Origin of the sequence: Methylobacterium sp. WL7 (assembly GCF_008040085.1) — a bacterium.
In the GTDB taxonomy this organism is placed as follows: Bacteria; Pseudomonadota; Alphaproteobacteria; order Rhizobiales; family Beijerinckiaceae; genus Methylobacterium; species Methylobacterium mesophilicum.
Window position 1 is genome coordinate 24775 of record NZ_VRVG01000025.1, and the last position, 18069, is coordinate 42843.

Below are 18069 nucleotides of genomic sequence, written 5' to 3' on the forward strand. Positions count from 1 at the left end.
CGGAAGACGAAGCCGGGCACGATGCGCGCGCGACCGCAACGCCGGCGAAGCGGCGTGGGCGGTCTCGGACGCTGAGCCGGCTCTGGCCAAGGCTCGTCTCTCCCGGGTGAATCGCGGACGGCGTGAAGCGGCATCCGCGCGAAGGGCCGCAGAGGTAGCCCCCGCGTGCCGGAAACACAAGGGCCGCCCTCGCCCGCCGCCTTGCCAAGCGCGGTCCGCCCTCGATAAAGCCCGCCGGCACGTCGAGAGAGAACCCGCGAGACCGCCATGGCCAGCTACAAGCTCCTGCTCCTGCCCGGCGACGGGATCGGCCCGGAGGTCGCGGCCGGCATGGAGGTCGTGCTCGGAGCCCTGAAGGAGACCGGGCTCGCCGCGTTCGAGACCGAGACCGACCTCGTCGGCGGCTGCGCCCTCGATGCACACGGCAGCCCCCTCTCGGACGAGACCCTGGCGCGCGCCAGGGCGGCGGACGCGATCCTGCTCGGCGCGGTCGGCGGCCCGAAATGGGCGGGCGTGGCCTACGAGAACCGTCCGGAGGCCGGCCTGCTGCGGCTGCGCAAGGATCTGGAGCTGTTCGCCAACCTGCGGCCGGCGATCTGCTATCCGGCGCTTGCCGACGCCTCGGCGCTCAAGCGCGAGCTGGTCGAGGGCCTCGACATCATGATCGTCCGCGAGCTGACCGGCGGCGTCTATTTCGGGGAGCCCAAGGAGATCACCATTCTGGAGGACGGCTCGAAGCGGGCGGTCGACACCCAGGTCTACACGACGGGCGAGATCGAGCGGATCGCCAAGGTCGCCTTCGACCTGGCGGGCAAGCGTTCCGGCCGGGTGGCCTCGGCCGAGAAGCACAACGTCATGAAGTCCGGCGTCCTCTGGAAGGAGGTCGTCACCAAGGTCCATGCCGAGCACTACGCCGAGATCGAGCTGGAGCACATCCTGGCCGACAACTGCGCCATGCAGCTGGTACGCCGGCCGAAGCAGTTCGACGTGCTGGTGACCGACAACCTGTTCGGCGACGTGCTGTCCGACCTCGCCGCGATGCTGACCGGTTCCCTCGGCATGCTGCCCTCGGCGTCGCTGGGCGCGGTGGACGACAGCGGCGTGCGCCGGGCGCTCTACGAGCCGTGCCACGGTTCGGCCCCGGACATCGCCGGCCAGGACAAGGCGAACCCGATCGCCATGATCGGCTCGCTGACCATGTGCCTGCGCTACTCGTTCGGCCTGGGCGAGGCCGCGGACGCGCTGGACGGCGCCGTTATGGATGCGCTGGCCGGGGGCGCCCGCACCGCCGACATCGCCGGCGAGGGCATCAATCCGATGGGCACCCGCGCCATGGCGAATGCCGTGGCGGACGCCCTGCGTGCCCGCGTCGGCTGAGGATCCGGCACCGTCCGCGTGATAGGACGCATGGCGGATGGGCGCGGCCTTCGCTATGACGCGCGGACGTGAGGAACGGGAGCGTCATGAAGGCCGGGGACGGGGCGACGGAGCGCGAAGGCGCGGATTTCGGTTTCGAGCGCGTGTCGCTCGACGAGAAGCAGGGGCGCGTCGACAGCGTCTTCCACTCGGTCGCCCGCCGCTACGACGTCATGAACGACCTGATGTCGGCGGGCCTGCACCGGGCCTGGAAGGCGCAGCTCGTCTCGATGCTGCGGCCGCCGCAGGGCAGGCCCTTCGCGCATCTCGACGTCGCGGGCGGCACCGGCGACGTGGCGTTCCGGGTGCTCGCCGCGGGCGGCCCGAAGACGCGGGTCACGGTGCTCGACATAAACGAATCGATGCTCCGCGTCGGCGCCGAGCGGGCCCGGGAGAAGGTCGAGGGCGCGGGCGACCGGATCGCCTTCGTCACCGGCAACGCAGAGACCCTGCCGCTGCCCGACGCCGCCTTCGACGCCTACACGATCGCGTTCGGCATCCGGAACGTGCCGCGGATCGAGACCGCCCTCGCCGAGGCGCGCCGCGTGCTGAAGCCCGGCGGCCGGTTCCTGTGCCTCGAATTCTCAGCCGTCGATATCCCGCTGCTCGACAGGATCTACGACGCCTATTCCTTCCACGTGATCCCGCGGATCGGCGCCCGGGTGGCCGGGGACGCCGAATCCTACCGGTATCTGGTCGAATCGATACGGAAGTTCCCGAGCCGGGGTGCCTTCAGCGGCATGATCGAGCGTGCCGGCTTCCGTCACGTCACGGACCGGCCGCTCTCGGGCGGGATCGTGGCGATCCATTCCGGCTGGAAGGTCTCCTGATCTTGGCCCACAACGCTTTCCCCTCCCCCTCATGGGGAGGGGCTGGGGGTGGGGGTGGTTCAGACGGGACCGCCGCGCCGCATCCGGCACCAGCTCCGGCTCCTGCCTGCAAGGGCTACGGGCGACACAGGTTTGAGGCACCAGGGTTGTGGCAGGCCGCGATGCACCCCCTCTCCCGTGCGGGAGAGGGTTGGGGTGAGGGACCAGGGTTCTCCGGAAAAGTCGCATCCCTCACCCTGTCCCTCTCCCACACGGGAGAGGGGACCAGCGCCTTCTGCACGCACGATATGCCCGCGGCTGCGATCGAAACCAGGGCAGGCCGTAGCCGCAAGGAGGCGGAGAGGCCCGCCGAGGGCATGTCGATGTCTCATCTTGCGAGCGTTCGGCGGGGCCTGGATGATACGATGGTGCGTCCATGATCGGCGCCGCGATCAACCTGTTCCGCGGCGCCCGGGTCGGCTTCGTCCTGGCGCGCGAGGGCGCGCTCGCTCTAGTCGATCCGTCGGAGCTGCCCGCGCATCTGCGCTTCGCGCTGAAGCTCGGACGGTCCCTGGAGCGCCGGGGTCTGGATGACGGCGCCGCCGGACTGTCGTCCGCGCTGACGCGGCTCGGCCCCTCCTACGTGAAGTTCGGCCAGTTCCTGGCGACCCGGCCCGACATCGTCGGCATGCGGGCGGCCTTCGACCTGGAGCGGTTGCAGGACCGGGTGCCGCCGTTCCCGCAGGCGACCGCCCTGAAGGTGGTCGAGATGGCACTGGGCAAGCCGGTGCACGCGCTGTTCGTGTCGTTCAGCGAGCCGATCGCCGCCGCCTCGATCGCACAGGTCCACAAGGCCGTCGTGCAGGATGCCGACGGCACGCAGCGGGCGCTCGCCGTGAAGGTGATGCGCCCGGGCGTGCGCGAGCGCTTCATGCGCGACCTCGAAGTCATGCGCTTCATGGCCCGGGTGGTGCACGCCCTCTCCCCGCAGGCCGAGCGGCTGCGCCCGCGCGAGGTGGTGGAGATCCTCGCCCGCTCCGTGATGATGGAGATGGATTTCCGGCTGGAGGCGGCCGCCGCCTCGGAGATCGCCGAGAACACCCGGGACGACCTCGATTTCCGGGTGCCGAAACCCGAATGGGAGCTGACCGCCCGGGAGGTTTTGTCGGCCGAGTGGATCGAGGGTGTGCGCTTGCACAGCGCGGCCGAACTCGTCGCGGCCGGCCACGATCCGCAGGCGATCGGGCGCACGGTGATCCAGAGCTTTTTGCGGCAGGCGATCCGTGACGGATTCTTCCACGCCGACATGCACCAGGGGAACCTGCTGGTGGACGCCGAGGGCCGGCTGGTGGCGGTGGATTTCGGCATCATGGGCCGGCTCGGCCTGAACGAGCGCCGGTTCCTCGCTGAGATCCTGCTCGGCTTCATCCTGCGCGACTACCGCCGGGTGGCGAAGGTGCATTTCGAGGCCGGCTACGTGCCGGCGCACCATTCGGTGGAGGATTTCGCGCAGGCGATCCGGGCGATCGGCGAGCCGATCCACCAGCGCCGGGCCGACGAGATCTCGATGTCCAAGGTGCTGACGCTGCTGTTCGACATCACCGCCCTGTTCGACATGAGCACTCGAACCGAGCTGGTGATGCTCCAGAAGACCATGGTGGTGGTCGAGGGCGTGGCCCGCTCGCTGGATCCGCGCCTCGACATGTGGACCACCGCCGAGCCGGTGGTGCGCAGCTGGATCACCACGAATGCGGGCCCGCTCGGGCGCGCCCAGAGCGGCTTCGAGGCCCTGCGGGTGCTCTCCGGTGTGGTCGGCGACATCCCCGACCTCGCGACGCGGCTCAAGCGCGTGCTGATCCGCCTCGACGAGAGCGGGACCGGGGACGCGCAACGCTTGGAGCGCTTCGCCCGCACCGAGCGCCGACGCGCGCTCTGGTCGACGCTCGCCCTGTGGGGCATCGCGATCGGGGCGTTGGTGATGGCGTTCCGGAGCTTCTGATCGCCAGGATCGGCTGAAAACCCAACCGCGGTATCGTCCCGAGCGGGACGAGAAGCGATTCAATCCACCTCGGCATGCCCCGGCATCAGCGCCCGCAATTCGCGGGCGAGTTCGCTCAGGCCGGTGGTCCCCTTCGCCAGAACCCGGTCGGCCTGGCCGGCGAGGCGGCGGCGGTCCTCGGCGGTGATGTCCTTGGCGGTGAGCACCACCACGGGGATGTCGCGCCAGTCCGCCCGGGCGCGCATGGCCCGCAGGAAGCCGAAGCCGTCCATCTCCGGCATCATCAGGTCGAGCAGCACCAGGCAGGGACGCTCCGTCTCCAGCGTCTCCAACGCGCGCAGCCCGTTCTCCGCCTCGACCACGGGAAAGCCCTCGCGGCCGAGATAGGCGCAGAGGTGGGCGCGCACGTCCGCCTCGTCCTCGACCACCAGGATCGGGCCATCGACGGTCACCGGCCGGAAGCGGTCGATGACCTGGCGCAGGCTGCCCCAGTCGATCGGCTTTTGCAGATAGTCGGTCGCGCCGAGGGAGAAGGCGAGGTTCTGCTCGTCCAGAACCGTGACCATCACGATCGGCGTCGCGCCGATCTCGGGATCCGCCCGCAGGGCCCGCAACACCGCCCAGCCGTCCATCTGCGGCATGGTCACGTCGAGCAGCACCGCCCGGGGGCGCAGGGCGCGGGCGCGTTCGAGGCCCCGGCGCCCGTCCTCCGCCACCGCCACGGAAAACCCTTCCCGCTCCAGGAAACGGGCGAGCAGGTCGCGGGTCGCGGCATCGTCGTCCACCACCAGGATCGTCCGGCGGTCGCCGACGCCCGCGCCGGCCGCGTTCGCGTGCTCGGCCTCCGGGCCCTGGAACTGCGCCGGCAGGGTGAGCGTGAAGACGGTGCCCTCCCCTTCCCGGCTTTCCACCACGATGGCGCCACCGAGCATTTCCGAGAAGGCCCGGGTGATCGATAGGCCGAGGCCGGTACCGCCGAAGCGGCGGGTGGTCGAGGCGTCGGCCTGGGTGAAGCGCTCGAACAGGCGCCCGACCTGCTCCGCGCTCATGCCGATGCCGGTATCGGCGACCGTGAAGCGCAGAGCCTCCGCGGTGCGGGTGACCCCAAGCGTGATCCGGCCGTTCTCGGTGAACTTCGCGGCGTTGCTCAGGAGGTTGATCAGGCACTGGCGCAGCTTGGTCACGTCGGTGTGGGCCGTGCCGACATCCGCTGCGAGGTCCAGCGCGAGGGTGTTGCCCTTCTTGGCGATCAGCCCCTCGACGGTGGCGGCGACGTCGCGGACCACCTCGGCGACGTCGAAATCCTCAGCGTAGATCTCCACCCGGTCGGCCTCGATCTTGGAGATGTCGAGCACGTCGTTGATCAGGCCGAGCAGGTGCCGGGCGTTGGACTCGATCTTTTTCATGTCGGCGATCAGGGCCGCCTCGCCCAGATCCTCCAACTCCTCCTGGACCATCTCGGAATAGCCGATCACCGCCGAGAGCGGCGTGCGCAGCTCGTGGCTCATGTTGGCCAGGAACTGGCTCTTGGCCTCGTTGGCGGCTTCGGCCGCGGCCCGCGCCGCCTCGATGGCGGCCTCCGCTTCCTTGCGCTCGGTGATGTCGGTGTGGGTGCCGACCCATTCCCGCAGCGTGCCGTCCGCTTCGAGGATCGGCACGGCGCGCACGCTCATGTGCCGGTACGCGCCGGAGCGGGCACGCATCCGGTGTTCGGTGGCGTAGGGCTGCAGGGTCGTCACCGCGCGGGCCCAGTCGGCCTGGGTGTGGGCACGGTCGTCCGGATGGATCACGTCGAGGAAGCCGAGGCCGGCGTAGGCTGCTTCGTCCTGGCCGGTGAAGCGGCTCCAGGCGATCTGTCGCCGGTGCAGGCTGCCCTCCGGGTTGGCGGTCCAGACGATCGCCGCGCTGGCCTCGATCAGCGAGCGGAAGCGCTCTTCGCTGCGCTTCGTCCGCATCTCCGCGAGGTGGCGGATCGTGTCGTCGACCACGACCAGGCCCACCCCCTCGACGTCCTGCCCGCTGTCCGGCCCCGTCGCTTCGCCGCGCAGGGGGTAGAAGCTCATGGAGAACTGGCGGACGCCCCCGGGCGCCGAGGGCGTCGGGATCGCCACCGGCACGTTGGGCGAGACCAGGCCTTCGTTGAGCGCCGCCGCGAGCTTGGGCGCCAGCGCCTCCTGCAGCGTCGGCAGAATCGCCCAGATCGGGGCCCCGAGATCGGCCCCGAAGCCGCGCTCGCTCATGGTGGCGAGCGCCCGGTTCATGTGGCGGATCTTCAGGTCGCGGTCGAGGAAGCCGAGGCCCACGGGGGCGTTGGCCAGCACGCCGTCGAGCAGGCGCGACATGCGCAGCGATTCCTGCCGCCGCACCAGGGCGAGGCGGGCCAGCAGCACGATCGCGCCGAGCGCGGCAGCCCCCGACAGCAGGAACAGGATCAGCCCGCGCCAGCGCTCCCGGGCCTGTACCTCGCCGAGGTGCTGGGCCGTGATCGCCTGGCGGGCCGTCGCCTCCGCGCGGATCGCGTCCATCAGCTGCTTGCCCTCGCCGGTGCGGACGAGGTCGGTGGCCGCGTCGAAGCCCCGGTCCCGGCGTGCCGCGACCACCCGGGTGGCGAAGTCGCGCTTCTGCGCCACCAGCCCGGCGAGCGACGGGCCGCCGCTGCGGACCGGCTCCTGCGCAGTCGCCCCGAGGGCGGCGAGCTCGGTCTCGAGCTTGCCGAGCGCGACGGTGTAGGGCGTCAGGTAATCCTCGCTGCCCACCAGCACGAAACCGCGCTCGCCGGTCTCGAGGTCCTTGACCTCGGAGAGCAGCCGCTCGACCCCGGTGATCGTGGCGTTGGCCCGCGCGGTCGCGGCCCGGTCGGCCTCTCCGGCAATGTAGTTGGCTGTGCCCGCCGCGAGCGCGACGACCAGCAGGACGAAGGCGGCCGGCGAGCCGAGAAGCGGTCCGAGCGGACCGGCACCGCGCCAGTTCGGCCGCCGCAGGCGGAAGATCGAGCCGACTCCGGGGCGGCTCACGTCTCCACCAGCCCGGTGCTGGCACCCGAGGCCTCGGAATCGGCCCGTCCGTGCGGCAGGGCGAGGTATTCCCGCGAGCGCATCTCGATCAGGCGGGAGACGGTCCGATCGAACTCGAACGCCTCGCGCCCGGACTCCGCCGCGTAGAGGTCCTGCGGCTCGGCCGCCGCCGAGGCGACGAGCTTCACGTGCCGGTCGTAGAGGGTGTCCACTAGGGTGATGAAGCGCTTGGCCTCGTTGCGCTCAGCCTCTCCGAGCACCGGGATCCCGTCGAGGATCACCGTGTGGAAGGTCCGCGCCAGGGCCATGTAGTCGGAGGCGCCGAGCGGCTGCCGGCAGAGGTCGTCGAAGCCGAAGCGCGCGACGCCGTTGGCCTCCTCGGGGATCGCGACGTCGCGGCCCTGGACCTGGATCGTCGCGGTGCGGCCCCGCGCCTTGCCGGTGAGCCCCTTGAACGCGGCGTCCAGGGCCGCCCGGGCGGCCGCATCCGCCGGCACGTGATAGACGGCCGTGCCGCCGAGCTTCTCAAGGCGGAAATCGGTCCGCGAATCGAGCCGCACCACGTCCACCTGCTCTTTCAGCGTCGCTATGAAGGGCAGGAACAGAGCCCGGTTGAGGCCGCCCTCGTAGAGCCGGTCGGGCTCGACGTTGGAGGTCGCCACCACGATGACGCCGCGGCGGAACAGGTGGCCGAACAGGCGCCCGAGGATCATGGCGTCGGCGATGTCGGTCACCGTGAACTCGTCGAAGCACAGCAGGGTCGCCTCGTCGGCGAGCTGGTCGGCGACGGGGCCGATCGGGTCGTCGCCCTTCACGGTGCCGGCCTTCAGCGCCTGGCGGTAAGCGTGGATGCGCGCGTGTGCGTCGGCGAGGAACCCGTGGAAGTGGACCCGCCGCTTGGGTCCCGGCGCGGCCTCGTGGAACAGGTCCATCAGCATGGTCTTGCCGCGGCCGACCGAGCCCCAGATGTAGAGACTTTTGGGAGCCGGCGCCTCGTCCTTGCGCCGGAACAGCCATCCCAGCGCGCTGGTCTTGTTCGCACGCTTGCGGCGTCCGAGATCCTGGATCAGCCGGTCGAGGGCGCGCACCAGCTGTGCCTGGGCGGGATCCCGTTCGATGGCGCCGGTGGCGACCAGGGCCTCGTAGCGCTCATGGACCGGGCCGGGCGACACGGCGCTGGCTCGCGCCTCCGCGGATGGCGCGTGTTGCTTCCCGGATTGCTCGCTCACGCCGCCGGTCCCCTGAAACGCGATACGGCGCCGGACCGGCACCCCCGCCCCCGGTCGACCGTTCCCGCCGGGGCCGCAACCCTGTGCCGTGCAAGCTCGACGCGAATCAAGCCCGCGGACCGAGGCAACCTGGAACACGGCGTGCCGACCCGTTCCAGAAAGCCGGCGCATGGCAGGTCTCCCGCCAACAGGCTCAGTCATTTTGCTGCATTGCACAACGAGCTTGGGGATGCGAGATCAGCCTCGTCCTTCGGGAGGAACGTCCGGACCAACTTGCGCGACAACGCGCACAGACCGGAGACCCACCATGGCCGTTCGACACCTCGCCGTGTCGGCCCACACGGTCCGGCGCCTATGGCCGGCCGACCGCGATGCGGTCCTCGACTACTTCCTGCGCCTCGATCCGGAGGCGCGCGCGAATCGCTTCATGGGCAATGTCAGCAAAGCCGGCGTGCGGGCCTATGCCGCGCAGGCGCTTACCGCCGACGGCGTGATGTATGGCGCCTTCGTGGAGGGAGAGCTGCGCGGCTTGGCCGAGCTGCGGCCGATGGCCATCGGGGCCTCCCCCTACGGTCTCGGCCCGCGGGCGGAAGCCGCCTTCGCGGTGGAGCGCGCCTTCCGCCGCCAGGGCATCGGCGCGTCCCTGTTCGCCCGGATCGCCCGCGCCGCCCGCCATCGCGGCGTGGCCGACCTGCACGTCCGCTGCCTGTCCGGGAACGGGCCGATGCTGCGGCTGGCGGCCAAGCAGGGCGCAGCGCTGCAGCGCGCCGGGACCGAGACCGAGGGCGCGCTTCATCTCGCCCGGCCGACGCCGTTCTCGCTCTGGCACGAGACCATCGCGGAGGCGTTCGACTTCACCCTGGCGGTGAGCTTCCCGCACCGCGAGCGAGCCACCGCCTGAACGGCCTCAGCCGGCCGTGTCGCCGACCAGCGCGAAGGTCAGCACGTCCACGGATGCCGCCCCGCCGCGCAGCAGCGCACGGGACGCGGCATTGCAGGTCGCCCCGGTCGTCATGACGTCGTCGATCAACAGGATCTTCCGGCCGCGGATCCGGTGCGCCTGGGCGGCGTCCACCCGGAAGGCACCGCTGAGGTTCTCGGCGCGGGCCGGCCGGCTCAGGCCGACCTGCGAGCGGGTCGCCCGCACGCGGACGAGTGCGGACGGCTCGAACGGAAGGCCGGCGCCCCGGGCGATCACCCGGCCCAGAAGGGCGGCCTGATTGAAGCGGCGACGCCAGAGCCGCCAACGGTGCAGCGGCACCGGGACGACGCAATCCGCCTCGGCGATCAGGGCCCGGCCGCTCGCAGACATCATCCGGCCCATCACGCCGGACAGGTCGAGGCGATCCTCGTATTTCAGCCGGTGGACGAGGCGGCGGGCGACATCGTCGTAGAGCGCGACGGCGCGCGCACGTCCGAAGACCGGCGGTTCCGCGATGGCGCGGGGGGAAAGCAGAGGCCCAACGCCGAGATCCACCGCGAACGGCGTGCCGAAGCGCGGACAGAGAGGCTCCTCGATCAGCCGCAGGCCGGTCCAGCAGGCCGGACACAGGGCTCCGGGATCGGCCGTGGCGGCGCCGCAGCCGGCGCAGGTCGGCGGGTAGATCAGCGAAACGACCCCGCGCGGCAAGCCGCGCAGGGCCGATGCGACGGCCTTGAGAGCCGTCATTCGGGTCGCAAACGGGTGCTAGCGGGCCGAGACGGGACGCGCGCCCCGCTGATCGACCTGCTGGTCCATCTCCCGGGCCTTGGCGTTCGCCCGATGGCGACCGATGGCGCAGCCGGCGGCGGCACCCATCAGGCCGTGATGGCCGGCATAGTGGCCGGCGATGCCGCCGACGATCGCGCCCTTGATGCAGCCCTTCGCCTCGGCGCCGCCCGCGGCGGTGAGGGTGGCCAGCGCCATTGCGGCTCCGACGAGGATGCGCTTCATGACCTGCACTCCATAACGAATCTCGGCCTTGCGGCCAGTCGCAGCAGGAACGGCGACCCCGCCGAGTCGTTCCACCACGTTAGCCCGCCTCACGGCTCTGTGTGTGACGGCGATCGACCGGCTTCACAGGCGTCTTCGAGGATGCTGGCAGGATGGGTTCGAAAGCGCCATCTGGTTCGCCATGGATTCCCCTGCCGCCCTGTTCGACACCGCCCTCGCCCGCACGCGCCTCGCTCGAGCCGAGCGGAACGGCTATGCCGGCTTCCTGCTCGACCGCGTCGTCGAGGACATGGACGATCGCCTCGGGGCGGTGCTGCGCAATTTCGCGACGGTACTGGACCTCGCGACGCCGGGGGGCGGTGCCGCGCCGACACTTGCCGCGCGCTACCCTGAGGCCGCGCATCTCCGCTTGGCAGCCCTGCCCGCACCGGGCGGGAAGAACCTGATGATCGTCGGCGATCCGGAATTGCTGCCCCTGGCGGCCGGAAGCCTCGACCTCGCGGTCTCGCTGCTGGCGCTTCAGGCCGTCAACGACCTGCCCGGCACGCTGATCCAGCTGCGCCGGGCGCTGCGGCCCGACGGCCTGTTCCTCGGGTGCCTGCTGGGCGGCGCCACCCTCACCGAGCTGCGCCAGAGCTTCGCCCAGGCCGAGAGCGAGATCGAGGGCGGGATCAGCCCGCGGGTGGCGCCGTTCGCGGCGGTTCGCGAGGCCGGGGCCCTCATGCAGCGGGCGGGTTTCGCCCTGCCGGTGGCCGACACCGACACCCTGACGGTGCGCTATGCCGACGCGTTCGGGTTGATGCGGGATTTGCGGGCGATGGGCATGACCAACGTGCTCACCGAGCGCCGGCGCACGCCCCTGCGCCGGACGACCCTGGTGCGCACCGCGGAGGCCTACGCCGAGCGCTTCTCCGACCCGGACGGGCGCGTGCGGGCGACCTTCGAGGTGCTGTGGCTGTCGGGCTGGGTGCCGCACGAGAGCCAGCAGAAGCCGCTTCGGCCCGGCACCGCCAAATCACGCCTGGCCGACGCCCTCGGTACCGTCGAACTGAAGCCTGAACCCGGAAGAACGCCATGAAAAGCCCGAGCGCCGACCATCCGATCACGATCACGGCGGAGGCGCGCCGGGTGCGCGTTCTCGTGGCGAGCGTACCCGTCGCCGACACGCGTCAGGCCCTGCGCCTGAAGGAATCCAGCTACGAAGCGGTGTTTTACATCCCCCGGGCCGACATCCGGGCGGACCATTTCGTGCCCACTTCACGCACCAGCCACTGCCCCTACAAGGGCGATGCCCGCTACTTCGACCTCGTGGTCGACGGCACGCGGCGACCCGAGGCGGTGTGGAGCTATGACGCGCCGTTTCCGGCGGTGGCGGAGATCGCGGGCCACGTGGCGTTCTATCCCGACCGGGTCGATGCCATCGAAGTGTCGGACGCGCCATAGCGGGCTGCCATCCCGTTCTCGGCATGATGGCGAAACGACTGAAGATCCTGCGTTGTCGGGCTATCGCGACGCTCGCGTTGGTCAACCGGAGCCGCTCAATCCCTGAGCAAACCCCAGAAGGCGTGCTTGCGGCCGTGATCACGTCGCAGCGCGTCCCGGTAGGCGGCCGGTGCCGGGCTGATTGAACCCGCATCGAGGCGCTCGGCGAGGCCGTCGAGTTCCAATAGGTAGCGGGCACCGTGCGTGTACGCGGCGCTCCGGCCGGCCTCGAGGATGCCGTCGAGCAGCCGCCGATACAGAATCGTGGCCGCCAGCGGATGATCCTGGACCAACGCGTCCGCGGCCGGGGCCAGCACGGAGTAGTGCTCGCCCTGCCAGACCTTTCGGTTCCTCTCGACCAGCGCGGCGGCCCGGGCGAGATCCGGCCAAGTTACCATGAAGGCGAGGGCCCTGTGCGGATTGGCGAAGGCTTCCGCGTGATCCAACGCTTTCAGGAGCGCTTCCTCGTCCTCGAAATCCGGGAGCTTGGCCAGGTAGGCGCGCAGCATCGGGACATCGAGGTCGCGCTCGAAGAGAGCCCAGCGCAGGTCTTGCGCCGCATCGCTCCGGCCCAGCGCGTCGAGGATGTCGATCTCCAGCGCCTGCCGCTCGCGCTCCGGACCACGCGGATCGTAGCCGGCGATCAGGTCGGCCCGCGTCACGATGCGCGGACCCTTCTCCCGCTTGCGCCGGATCCAGTCCAGGGCCTCCTCGAGGCGGCCGGCAGAGAGCAGCCGCCGCGCGATCGACACGCGGTCCTCACCACCCGAAGCGATCTCCGTCTCGATGGCAATGAAGGCATCGGTGTCGTTGCGCCGGTCGGCGATCACCTGGCGCAGGCGCAGGATCTGGCCGCGGGCGGCGATTCGGCGGTATGCAGCCTCGTTCCGCGCTTCGCCGCCCTTCGCCATCCCGGAAGCTGCCTCCGCGAGGGCAGCATCGATTTCCGAAAGGGCGTCCTCGTCGAGGGTCGGGGTCATCTCGCGGAGCAGAGTACCCAGGGGACCGAACGGGTCGGTCGTGAATGGGCCGACGAGGCTGGTAGCGAGTTGCGCGGCCGCGGCTGGCGGCAGGTTGGCTGCTGTCTCCACGAAGGCGTCGCTGGCTCGCTCGTAGACGCCCTGCACGGCACCGGTGCTGTCGTCGACCCGGTTCAGCACGGCGTCGGCGCCGTCCAGGAACCGTCGGAGCCGTTCCAGGGCGGCGCCGGCATCGAGGGGGCGCAGCTCGTCGACGATGACGGTCACGGTGGTGTTGAGATCGGCCGCGAAGGCCCTGCGCTTCTGCCAGTCGATGTAGCCCTGCGCAGATTCCAGTGCGGTCAGACGCCGGTCGATCATCGCGGCGACGGCATCCGGCCCCTGCAGGGCGGCGAGCGCCGCGGTGACCAGCTTCTTGAAGGTGGGGTTGCGCGCGGTCTCGCCCAGGATGAGACCGATGAGACGATCCGGCCCGAGGGCAGCCAGCGTCTCGGGCGACGGGGTGGTGCGGCGCGCGCCTTTGGGTCTCGCCCCCTTCGGAGACGCCTCCGGCTTCGGCGGGGCCTTATGCCCCGCCCCCCGCGTCATGGCCCTCGCGCGCGCCATGGTACTGCCCGTCGATCCGCCGGATCGGCCTAGTCGACGACCTTGGCGCGGGGGCGGTCGCTCCCCTGCGCGGTCTCGTCGTGCCAGCTGCCGGCCTTGTCCTGGTAGCGGATGCCCTCTGTGGAACCGGGAACCTGCTGCTCGGCGGCGGCGGCCTGGGCTGCCTGAAGCGCCTCCTCGCGGCTCGGAAAGGTCTCGGAGAACACGTCGCCGACCTTGTAGGCGAAGCCGCCATCGTGCTCGACGATGCGATAGGTAACATCGGACATCTCGACTCCTGTACGCGCTTGGATTCGTTGAGCGCGAACACATCGCGCGCCGCCGGGTTCCCGACCGGCCTCCGATCCGCCGGAAAGTCGAGCTATGGGCGGCCCATGATGACGACGCTTCGACCGATCCTGGCCCTCGGCCTCCTCGTTGCTTCGACGAATGTCCACGCCGAGGAGGGCTTTTTCGACTCCCTCTTCGGCGGTTCTTCGCGGTCTGCGCCGCCGAACCCGTTCGCTTCGAATTACCCGTCGGCGCCTCCGAGCCCCGACGAGGTCCGGATCGAGCGACAACGTCAATCGGTCCGGGGCGAGCGTTCGCGCGGCCGTGGACCGGTGCCGCCTGGGCGGGTCCCCGAGGAGTAGCCGGCTCTCGGTTCAGGCGTCGCCGACGACGCCGGCCGCGTCCTGGGCCTGGAGCACGTCGGGGCGCGGCATCGAAATGATGTTGAAGCCGGCATCCACGAAATGGACCTCGCCGGTGACGCCGCCCGAGAGCGGCGACAGCAGGTAGAGGGCGGAGCCGCCCACATCGTCGAGGCTGACGGTGCGGCGCAGCGGAGCATGGGCTGCCTGGTGGTTGAACATCAGGCGGGCGTCGGCGATGCCGGCACCGGCCAGCGTCCGCATCGGGCCGGCCGAGAGCGCGTTGACCCGGATCCCGTCCGGGCCGAGATCGCTCGCCAGGTAGCGTACCGAGGCCTCCAGCGCGGCCTTGGCCACGCCCATCACGTTGTAGTTCGGCATCACCCGGGTCGAGCCACCGTAGGTGAGGGTCAGCAGAGAGCCGCCGGTCTTCATGCGCTTGGCCGCGCGCTGAGCGATCTCGGTGAACGAGAAGCACGAGATCGTCAGGGTCCGGGCGAAGTTCTCGCGGGTGGTGACGTCGACGTAGCGGCCCTTGAGCTGCGCCTTGTCGGAGAAGCCGATGGCGTGGACGACGAAATCGAGTTCGCCGTCGAAGCGCTCGTCGAGGGCCGCGAAGGTGGAATCCACCGAGGCAAGGTCTTCCACGTCACAGGGCATGACGATATCGGAATCGAGCCGCGCCGCCAGCGGCGCGACGCGCCGGCCCAGTGCCTCGCCTTGATACGTGAAGGCCAGGCGGGCGCCGTGGGCGTGGAGGGTCCGGGCGATGCCCCAGGCGATCGAGTGATCGTTGGCGACGCCCATGATCAGGCCGCGCTTGCCCGCCATCAAACCTGTCATGCCGACTCACATTCCGTACGAGCACGCCGCCGCCGAGGACCGGCGACGGGTCGCGATGCGATTGTCCGGATCGCGACGAAGGTGCCTTAACGCGGCTTGCCGCGCGATCCAAACCGCACCGACCTCCGCATCGGGCAAAAAAAAGCCCCGCCGGCGGGCGGGGCGTTCATCGTGGGGTGGAAAGACGGCCTAGAAATACCCGTCCGTATGAGAGCGGGCTTCCTCGATGAGCGCCTGCTTGGCGTAGATCGCCGCGAAGCCTGCGATCATCAGGCCGCTCAGTGCTCCGATCAGGAACGTACCCATCGTCACCACCCCATTCAACGGACGGTCAACGCCGCCCCCGTCGCGGTGGTTCCGAAAAGAGACAGTCAAGCGTCCACGTGCTTCAGCACCAGCGTGGCGTTGGTGCCGCCGAAGCCGAACGAATTAGTCAGGACGTGGCCCAGCTTGGCCTCGTCCCGGCGCTGGCGCAGGATCGGCATGTCGGCGAAGGCCGGATCGATCGTGTCGATATGGGCGCTCTCGCAGATGAAGCCGTTCTCCATCATCAGCAGGCTGTAGATCGCCTCCTGCACGCCGGTGGCGCCGAGCGAGTGGCCGGTCAGCGACTTGGTCGCCGAGATCGGCGGGCAATCCTCCCCGTGGCCGAACACCTCCCGGATCGCCTCGATTTCCTTGTCGTCGCCGACCGGCGTCGAGGTCGCGTGCGGGTTGATGTAGTCGATCCGGGCACCCTTCAGGCCTTCCATCGCCTGACGCATGCAGCGCACCGCGCCCTCTCCCGAGGGGGCGACCATGTCGTGCCCATCCGAGGTGGCGCCGTAGCCGGCGACTTCGCCGTAGATCCGCGCGCCGCGGGCCTTGGCGTGCTCGAGTTCCTCGAGAACCAGCACCCCCGCGCCCCCGGCGATGACGAAGCCGTCCCGGTTGGCGTCGTAGGCGCGCGAAGCCCGGGCCGGGGTGTCGTTGTACTTCGACGACATGGCGCCCATGGCGTCGAACAGGGACGACAGCGTCCAGTCGAGGTCCTCGCAGCCGCCGGCGAAGATGATGTCCTGCCGGCCACCCTGGATGATCTCGGCGGCGTTGCCGATGCAGTGGTTGGACGTCGCGCAGGCCGATGAGATCGAATAGTTCACGCCGCGAATCTTGAACCAGGTCGCCAGTGTCGCCGAGGCGGTCGAGGACATCGCCTTCGGGACCGCGAACGGACCGATCCGCTTCGGGCCCTTGTCGCGGGTGATCGCGGCGGCATCGACGATGATCCGGGTCGAGGGACCGCCGGAGCCCATGATGATGCCGGTGCGCTCGTGCGAGATCTCGGCCTGCTCCAGGCCGGCGTCGCGGATCGCCTGATCCATCGCGACATGGTTCCAGGCGGAGCCGCCGCCGTGGAATCGCATGGCGCGCCGGTCGACCACGCCCTCGGGATCGAGGCTGGGCTTGCCGGAAACCTGGCTGCGGAAATTGTGCTCGGCGTAGCTCGCGTCGCGCGCGATGCCCGAGCGTGCCTCGCGCAAGGAGGTGAGCACCTCCTGCGTGGTGTTGCCGATGGATGAGACGATGCCCATCCCGGTGATGACGACGCGGCGCATGGTCGTGACGATTCCTCCGTCGCGGCATCGGTCGCCCGGGCCGCGTCCCGGTCAGCTAAGGTGACGCGGACATAATCTCAACTGCCGAGGGCGCCGGGCGTTGCCGCCGCGATGCGAAAGACGCCCCCGGACCGCGGCTCGATCAGCTCTGGAACAGGCCGACCCGCATGTCCTGGACCTGGTAGACCCGCGCACCGTCGGCCTCGAGCCAGCCGTCGCCGATGCCCAGCACCAGCTTGCCCTGGCGGACCCGCTTGACGTCCACGTTGTAGACGACCTTCTTCATCGACGGCAGCACCTGACCGGCGAGCTTCACCTCGCCGACGCCGAGCGCCCGGCCGCGGCCGGGGGAGCCGAGCCAGCCCAGATGGAAGCCGAGCATCTGCCATAGGGCGTCGAGCCCCAGGCAGCCCGGCATGACCGGGTCGCCCTGGAAGTGGCAGGGGAAGAACCAGAGGTCGGGGCGGATGTCGAGTTCGGCGGTGACGTGGCCCTTGCCGTGGGCGCCGCCCTCCTGGCCGATACTGGTGATCCGGTCGAACATCAGCATCGGCGGCAGCGGCAGCTGCGCATTCCCGGCGCCGAAGAGTTCGCCGCGCCCGCAGGCCAGTAGATCCTCATAGGAATAGTGCGACTTGCGGCTCGCGGCCTGGTCTGGCGTCTCGGCGTCTTGCGGCATGAAGGTCGCTGTTTCCTCTGGATTGTCTTGGCGGGCGGACACACGATACGCGACAGGCGCCCGGTCGTTCGGCGCGCGGGTTAGCACGGGGCGCAGCACCTTCAAAGCCGTCAACGCCTTCGGTGGGTGTGTGAGCCGGCTCGGGTTGCGACCGCATGTCCACTTCCGTATAGTATGACGAATCCCATTCCTTCAGGGTCCTCGTCGAGCGTTCAGTCCCGAAATGTCCGAACTGCTGCCCCTACAGGCGATCCTCAACGGCCGGGTCCCCGCCCCCCAGCTGGAAGCCAACGGCATGCCGCGTCGCGGCTGTCCGCTGTCCGATCTGCGCGACCGTCTGCGCAGGGCCGGCCTGCGGCCGACCCGTCAGCGTCTGTCCCTGGGCTGGCTCCTGTTCGGCCGCGGCGACCGGCACCTGACCGCCGAAATGCTGTACGACGAAGCCATGCGCGCCAAGGTGCCGGTCTCGCTGGCCACCGTCTACAACACGCTGCATCAGTTCACCGAGGCCGGTCTCCTCCGCCAACTCGCACTCGACGGTTCGAAGGCCTATTTCGACACGAACCCGAGCGAGCACCACCACTTCTATCTCGAGGACGAGAATCAGGTGATCGACATGCCGGATTGCGGCATCACGGTCGATTCCCTCCCCGAGGCCCCCGAAGGCATGGAGATCGCCGGGGTCGAGGTGATCGTCCGCCTGCGTCGCAGCCGCCCGGCTTCCCGCCGCCAGAGCTGAGTTCTTTCGGGGCGGCTTCAGCCGCTTGCCCTGACGTCGAGCCGCCCGGTTTCGGGCGGCTTTTTTGTTGCGGTTCGGTTCTGGCCGGAAGAGTCGCGGGTCCCCTCTCC

The 18069-nt window shown here is 70.1% G+C and carries 16 protein-coding genes; 7 read left to right on the forward strand and 9 right to left on the reverse strand.

Annotated features, from left to right (window positions below; translation table 11 throughout):
• Window positions 1-267: 267 nt before the first annotated feature.
• The 3 genes from leuB to ubiB all read left to right on the forward strand — a co-directional run bounded on the left by leuB (window position 268) and on the right by ubiB (window position 4224).
• On the forward strand, window positions 268-1377 hold the full coding sequence (gene leuB, locus FV233_RS09405; RefSeq protein WP_147897312.1) for a 3-isopropylmalate dehydrogenase: 1110 nt from the start codon (window positions 268-270) through the stop codon (window positions 1375-1377).
• An 86-nt stretch (window positions 1378-1463) separates the two neighbouring features.
• Window positions 1464-2246, forward strand: a complete 783-nt coding sequence (ubiE, locus tag FV233_RS09410; RefSeq protein WP_147853575.1) for a bifunctional demethylmenaquinone methyltransferase/2-methoxy-6-polyprenyl-1,4-benzoquinol methylase UbiE — start codon at window positions 1464-1466, stop codon at window positions 2244-2246.
• 415 nt (window positions 2247-2661) lie between these two features.
• A complete protein-coding gene (gene ubiB / locus FV233_RS09420) occupies window positions 2662-4224 on the forward strand; it encodes a 2-polyprenylphenol 6-hydroxylase (protein ID WP_147897314.1) in 1563 nt (520 codons plus the stop codon).
• 59 nt (window positions 4225-4283) lie between these two features.
• Here ubiB and FV233_RS09425 read toward each other — a convergent pair whose 3' ends face one another.
• Both FV233_RS09425 and zapE read right to left on the reverse strand, forming a co-directional pair.
• Window positions 4284-7238: a response regulator gene (locus FV233_RS09425; RefSeq protein WP_238260386.1), complete on the reverse strand. Its 2955-nt coding sequence runs from the start codon at window positions 7236-7238 to the stop codon at window positions 4284-4286.
• On the reverse strand, window positions 7235-8467 hold the full coding sequence (gene zapE, locus FV233_RS09430; RefSeq protein ID WP_147897315.1) for a cell division protein ZapE: 1233 nt from the start codon (window positions 8465-8467) through the stop codon (window positions 7235-7237). Before zapE ends, FV233_RS09425 begins: the two co-directional genes overlap by 4 nt.
• A gap of 307 nt (window positions 8468-8774) precedes the next feature.
• Between zapE and FV233_RS09435 the strand changes: the two genes are divergently transcribed.
• The gene (locus tag FV233_RS09435) at window positions 8775-9368 is read left to right on the forward strand and encodes a GNAT family N-acetyltransferase (protein ID WP_147897316.1); all 594 of its coding nucleotides are present in this window, start codon (window positions 8775-8777) and stop codon (window positions 9366-9368) included.
• A 6-nt stretch (window positions 9369-9374) separates the two neighbouring features.
• Here FV233_RS09435 and FV233_RS09440 read toward each other — a convergent pair whose 3' ends face one another.
• Both FV233_RS09440 and FV233_RS09445 read right to left on the reverse strand, forming a co-directional pair.
• The gene (locus tag FV233_RS09440) at window positions 9375-10136 is read right to left on the reverse strand and encodes a ComF family protein (protein ID WP_147897317.1); all 762 of its coding nucleotides are present in this window, start codon (window positions 10134-10136) and stop codon (window positions 9375-9377) included.
• Between the two features lie 18 nt (window positions 10137-10154).
• The gene (locus FV233_RS09445) at window positions 10155-10400 is read right to left on the reverse strand and encodes a hypothetical protein (protein WP_147854778.1); all 246 of its coding nucleotides are present in this window, start codon (window positions 10398-10400) and stop codon (window positions 10155-10157) included.
• Between the two features lie 181 nt (window positions 10401-10581).
• Here FV233_RS09445 and FV233_RS09450 point away from each other — a divergent pair, with 181 nt between their 5' ends.
• Window positions 10582-11478 carry a methyltransferase domain-containing protein gene (locus FV233_RS09450; protein WP_147897318.1) on the forward strand — a complete coding sequence of 299 codons (897 nt, stop codon included), beginning with the start codon at window positions 10582-10584 and terminating at the stop codon, window positions 11476-11478.
• On the forward strand, window positions 11475-11843 hold the full coding sequence (locus tag FV233_RS09455; RefSeq protein WP_147897319.1) for a DUF427 domain-containing protein: 369 nt from the start codon (window positions 11475-11477) through the stop codon (window positions 11841-11843). The genes FV233_RS09450 and FV233_RS09455 overlap by 4 nt, the downstream gene beginning before the upstream one ends.
• A 95-nt stretch (window positions 11844-11938) precedes the next feature.
• On the opposite strand, the gene FV233_RS09460 is transcribed toward FV233_RS09455, so the two are convergent.
• The 5 genes from FV233_RS09460 to fabA form a co-directional block, all read right to left on the reverse strand.
• Window positions 11939-13450, reverse strand: a complete 1512-nt coding sequence (locus FV233_RS09460; protein ID WP_147854775.1) for a DUF6880 family protein — start codon at window positions 13448-13450, stop codon at window positions 11939-11941.
• Between the two features lie 47 nt (window positions 13451-13497).
• A complete protein-coding gene (locus FV233_RS09465) occupies window positions 13498-13737 on the reverse strand; it encodes a DUF2188 domain-containing protein (RefSeq protein WP_147897320.1) in 240 nt (79 codons plus the stop codon).
• Between the two features lie 375 nt (window positions 13738-14112).
• Window positions 14113-14943, reverse strand: a complete 831-nt coding sequence (gene fabI, locus FV233_RS09475) for an enoyl-ACP reductase FabI (protein WP_147854772.1) — start codon at window positions 14941-14943, stop codon at window positions 14113-14115.
• Between the two features lie 371 nt (window positions 14944-15314).
• The gene (fabB, locus tag FV233_RS09480) at window positions 15315-16541 is read right to left on the reverse strand and encodes a beta-ketoacyl-ACP synthase I (protein WP_147897321.1); all 1227 of its coding nucleotides are present in this window, start codon (window positions 16539-16541) and stop codon (window positions 15315-15317) included.
• Window positions 16542-16683: 142 nt separating this feature from the next.
• Window positions 16684-17220, reverse strand: a complete 537-nt coding sequence (gene fabA, locus FV233_RS09485; RefSeq protein ID WP_147854770.1) for a 3-hydroxyacyl-[acyl-carrier-protein] dehydratase FabA — start codon at window positions 17218-17220, stop codon at window positions 16684-16686.
• A 223-nt stretch (window positions 17221-17443) separates the two neighbouring features.
• On the opposite strand from fabA, the gene irr reads away from it, so the two are divergent.
• Window positions 17444-17959 carry a Fur family transcriptional regulator Irr gene (gene irr / locus FV233_RS09490; RefSeq protein WP_147854769.1) on the forward strand — a complete coding sequence of 172 codons (516 nt, stop codon included), beginning with the start codon at window positions 17444-17446 and terminating at the stop codon, window positions 17957-17959.
• The last annotated feature ends 110 nt before the right edge of the window (window positions 17960-18069 follow it).

Excerpts from the sequence above, each read along its gene's own strand:
- leuB (WP_147897312.1), top strand. The coding sequence starts at position 268 with ATGGCCAGCTACAAGCTCCTGCTCCTGCCCGGCGACGGGATCGGCCCG.
- ubiE (WP_147853575.1), top strand. The coding sequence starts at position 1,464 with ATGAAGGCCGGGGACGGGGCGACGGAGCGCGAAGGCGCGGATTTCGGT.
- ubiB (WP_147897314.1), top strand. The coding sequence starts at position 2,662 with ATGATCGGCGCCGCGATCAACCTGTTCCGCGGCGCCCGGGTCGGCTTC.
- FV233_RS09435 (WP_147897316.1), top strand. The coding sequence starts at position 8,775 with ATGGCCGTTCGACACCTCGCCGTGTCGGCCCACACGGTCCGGCGCCTA.
- FV233_RS09440 (WP_147897317.1), bottom strand. The coding sequence starts at position 10,136 with ATGACGGCTCTCAAGGCCGTCGCATCGGCCCTGCGCGGCTTGCCGCGC.
- FV233_RS09445 (WP_147854778.1), bottom strand. The coding sequence starts at position 10,400 with ATGAAGCGCATCCTCGTCGGAGCCGCAATGGCGCTGGCCACCCTCACC.
- FV233_RS09450 (WP_147897318.1), top strand. The coding sequence starts at position 10,582 with ATGGATTCCCCTGCCGCCCTGTTCGACACCGCCCTCGCCCGCACGCGC.
- FV233_RS09455 (WP_147897319.1), top strand. The coding sequence starts at position 11,475 with ATGAAAAGCCCGAGCGCCGACCATCCGATCACGATCACGGCGGAGGCG.
- FV233_RS09460 (WP_147854775.1), bottom strand. The coding sequence starts at position 13,450 with ATGACGCGGGGGGCGGGGCATAAGGCCCCGCCGAAGCCGGAGGCGTCT.
- FV233_RS09465 (WP_147897320.1), bottom strand. The coding sequence starts at position 13,737 with ATGTCCGATGTTACCTATCGCATCGTCGAGCACGATGGCGGCTTCGCC.
- fabI (WP_147854772.1), bottom strand. The coding sequence starts at position 14,943 with ATGACAGGTTTGATGGCGGGCAAGCGCGGCCTGATCATGGGCGTCGCC.
- fabB (WP_147897321.1), bottom strand. The coding sequence starts at position 16,541 with ATGCGCCGCGTCGTCATCACCGGGATGGGCATCGTCTCATCCATCGGC.
- fabA (WP_147854770.1), bottom strand. The coding sequence starts at position 17,220 with ATGCCGCAAGACGCCGAGACGCCAGACCAGGCCGCGAGCCGCAAGTCG.
- irr (WP_147854769.1), top strand. The coding sequence starts at position 17,444 with ATGTCCGAACTGCTGCCCCTACAGGCGATCCTCAACGGCCGGGTCCCC.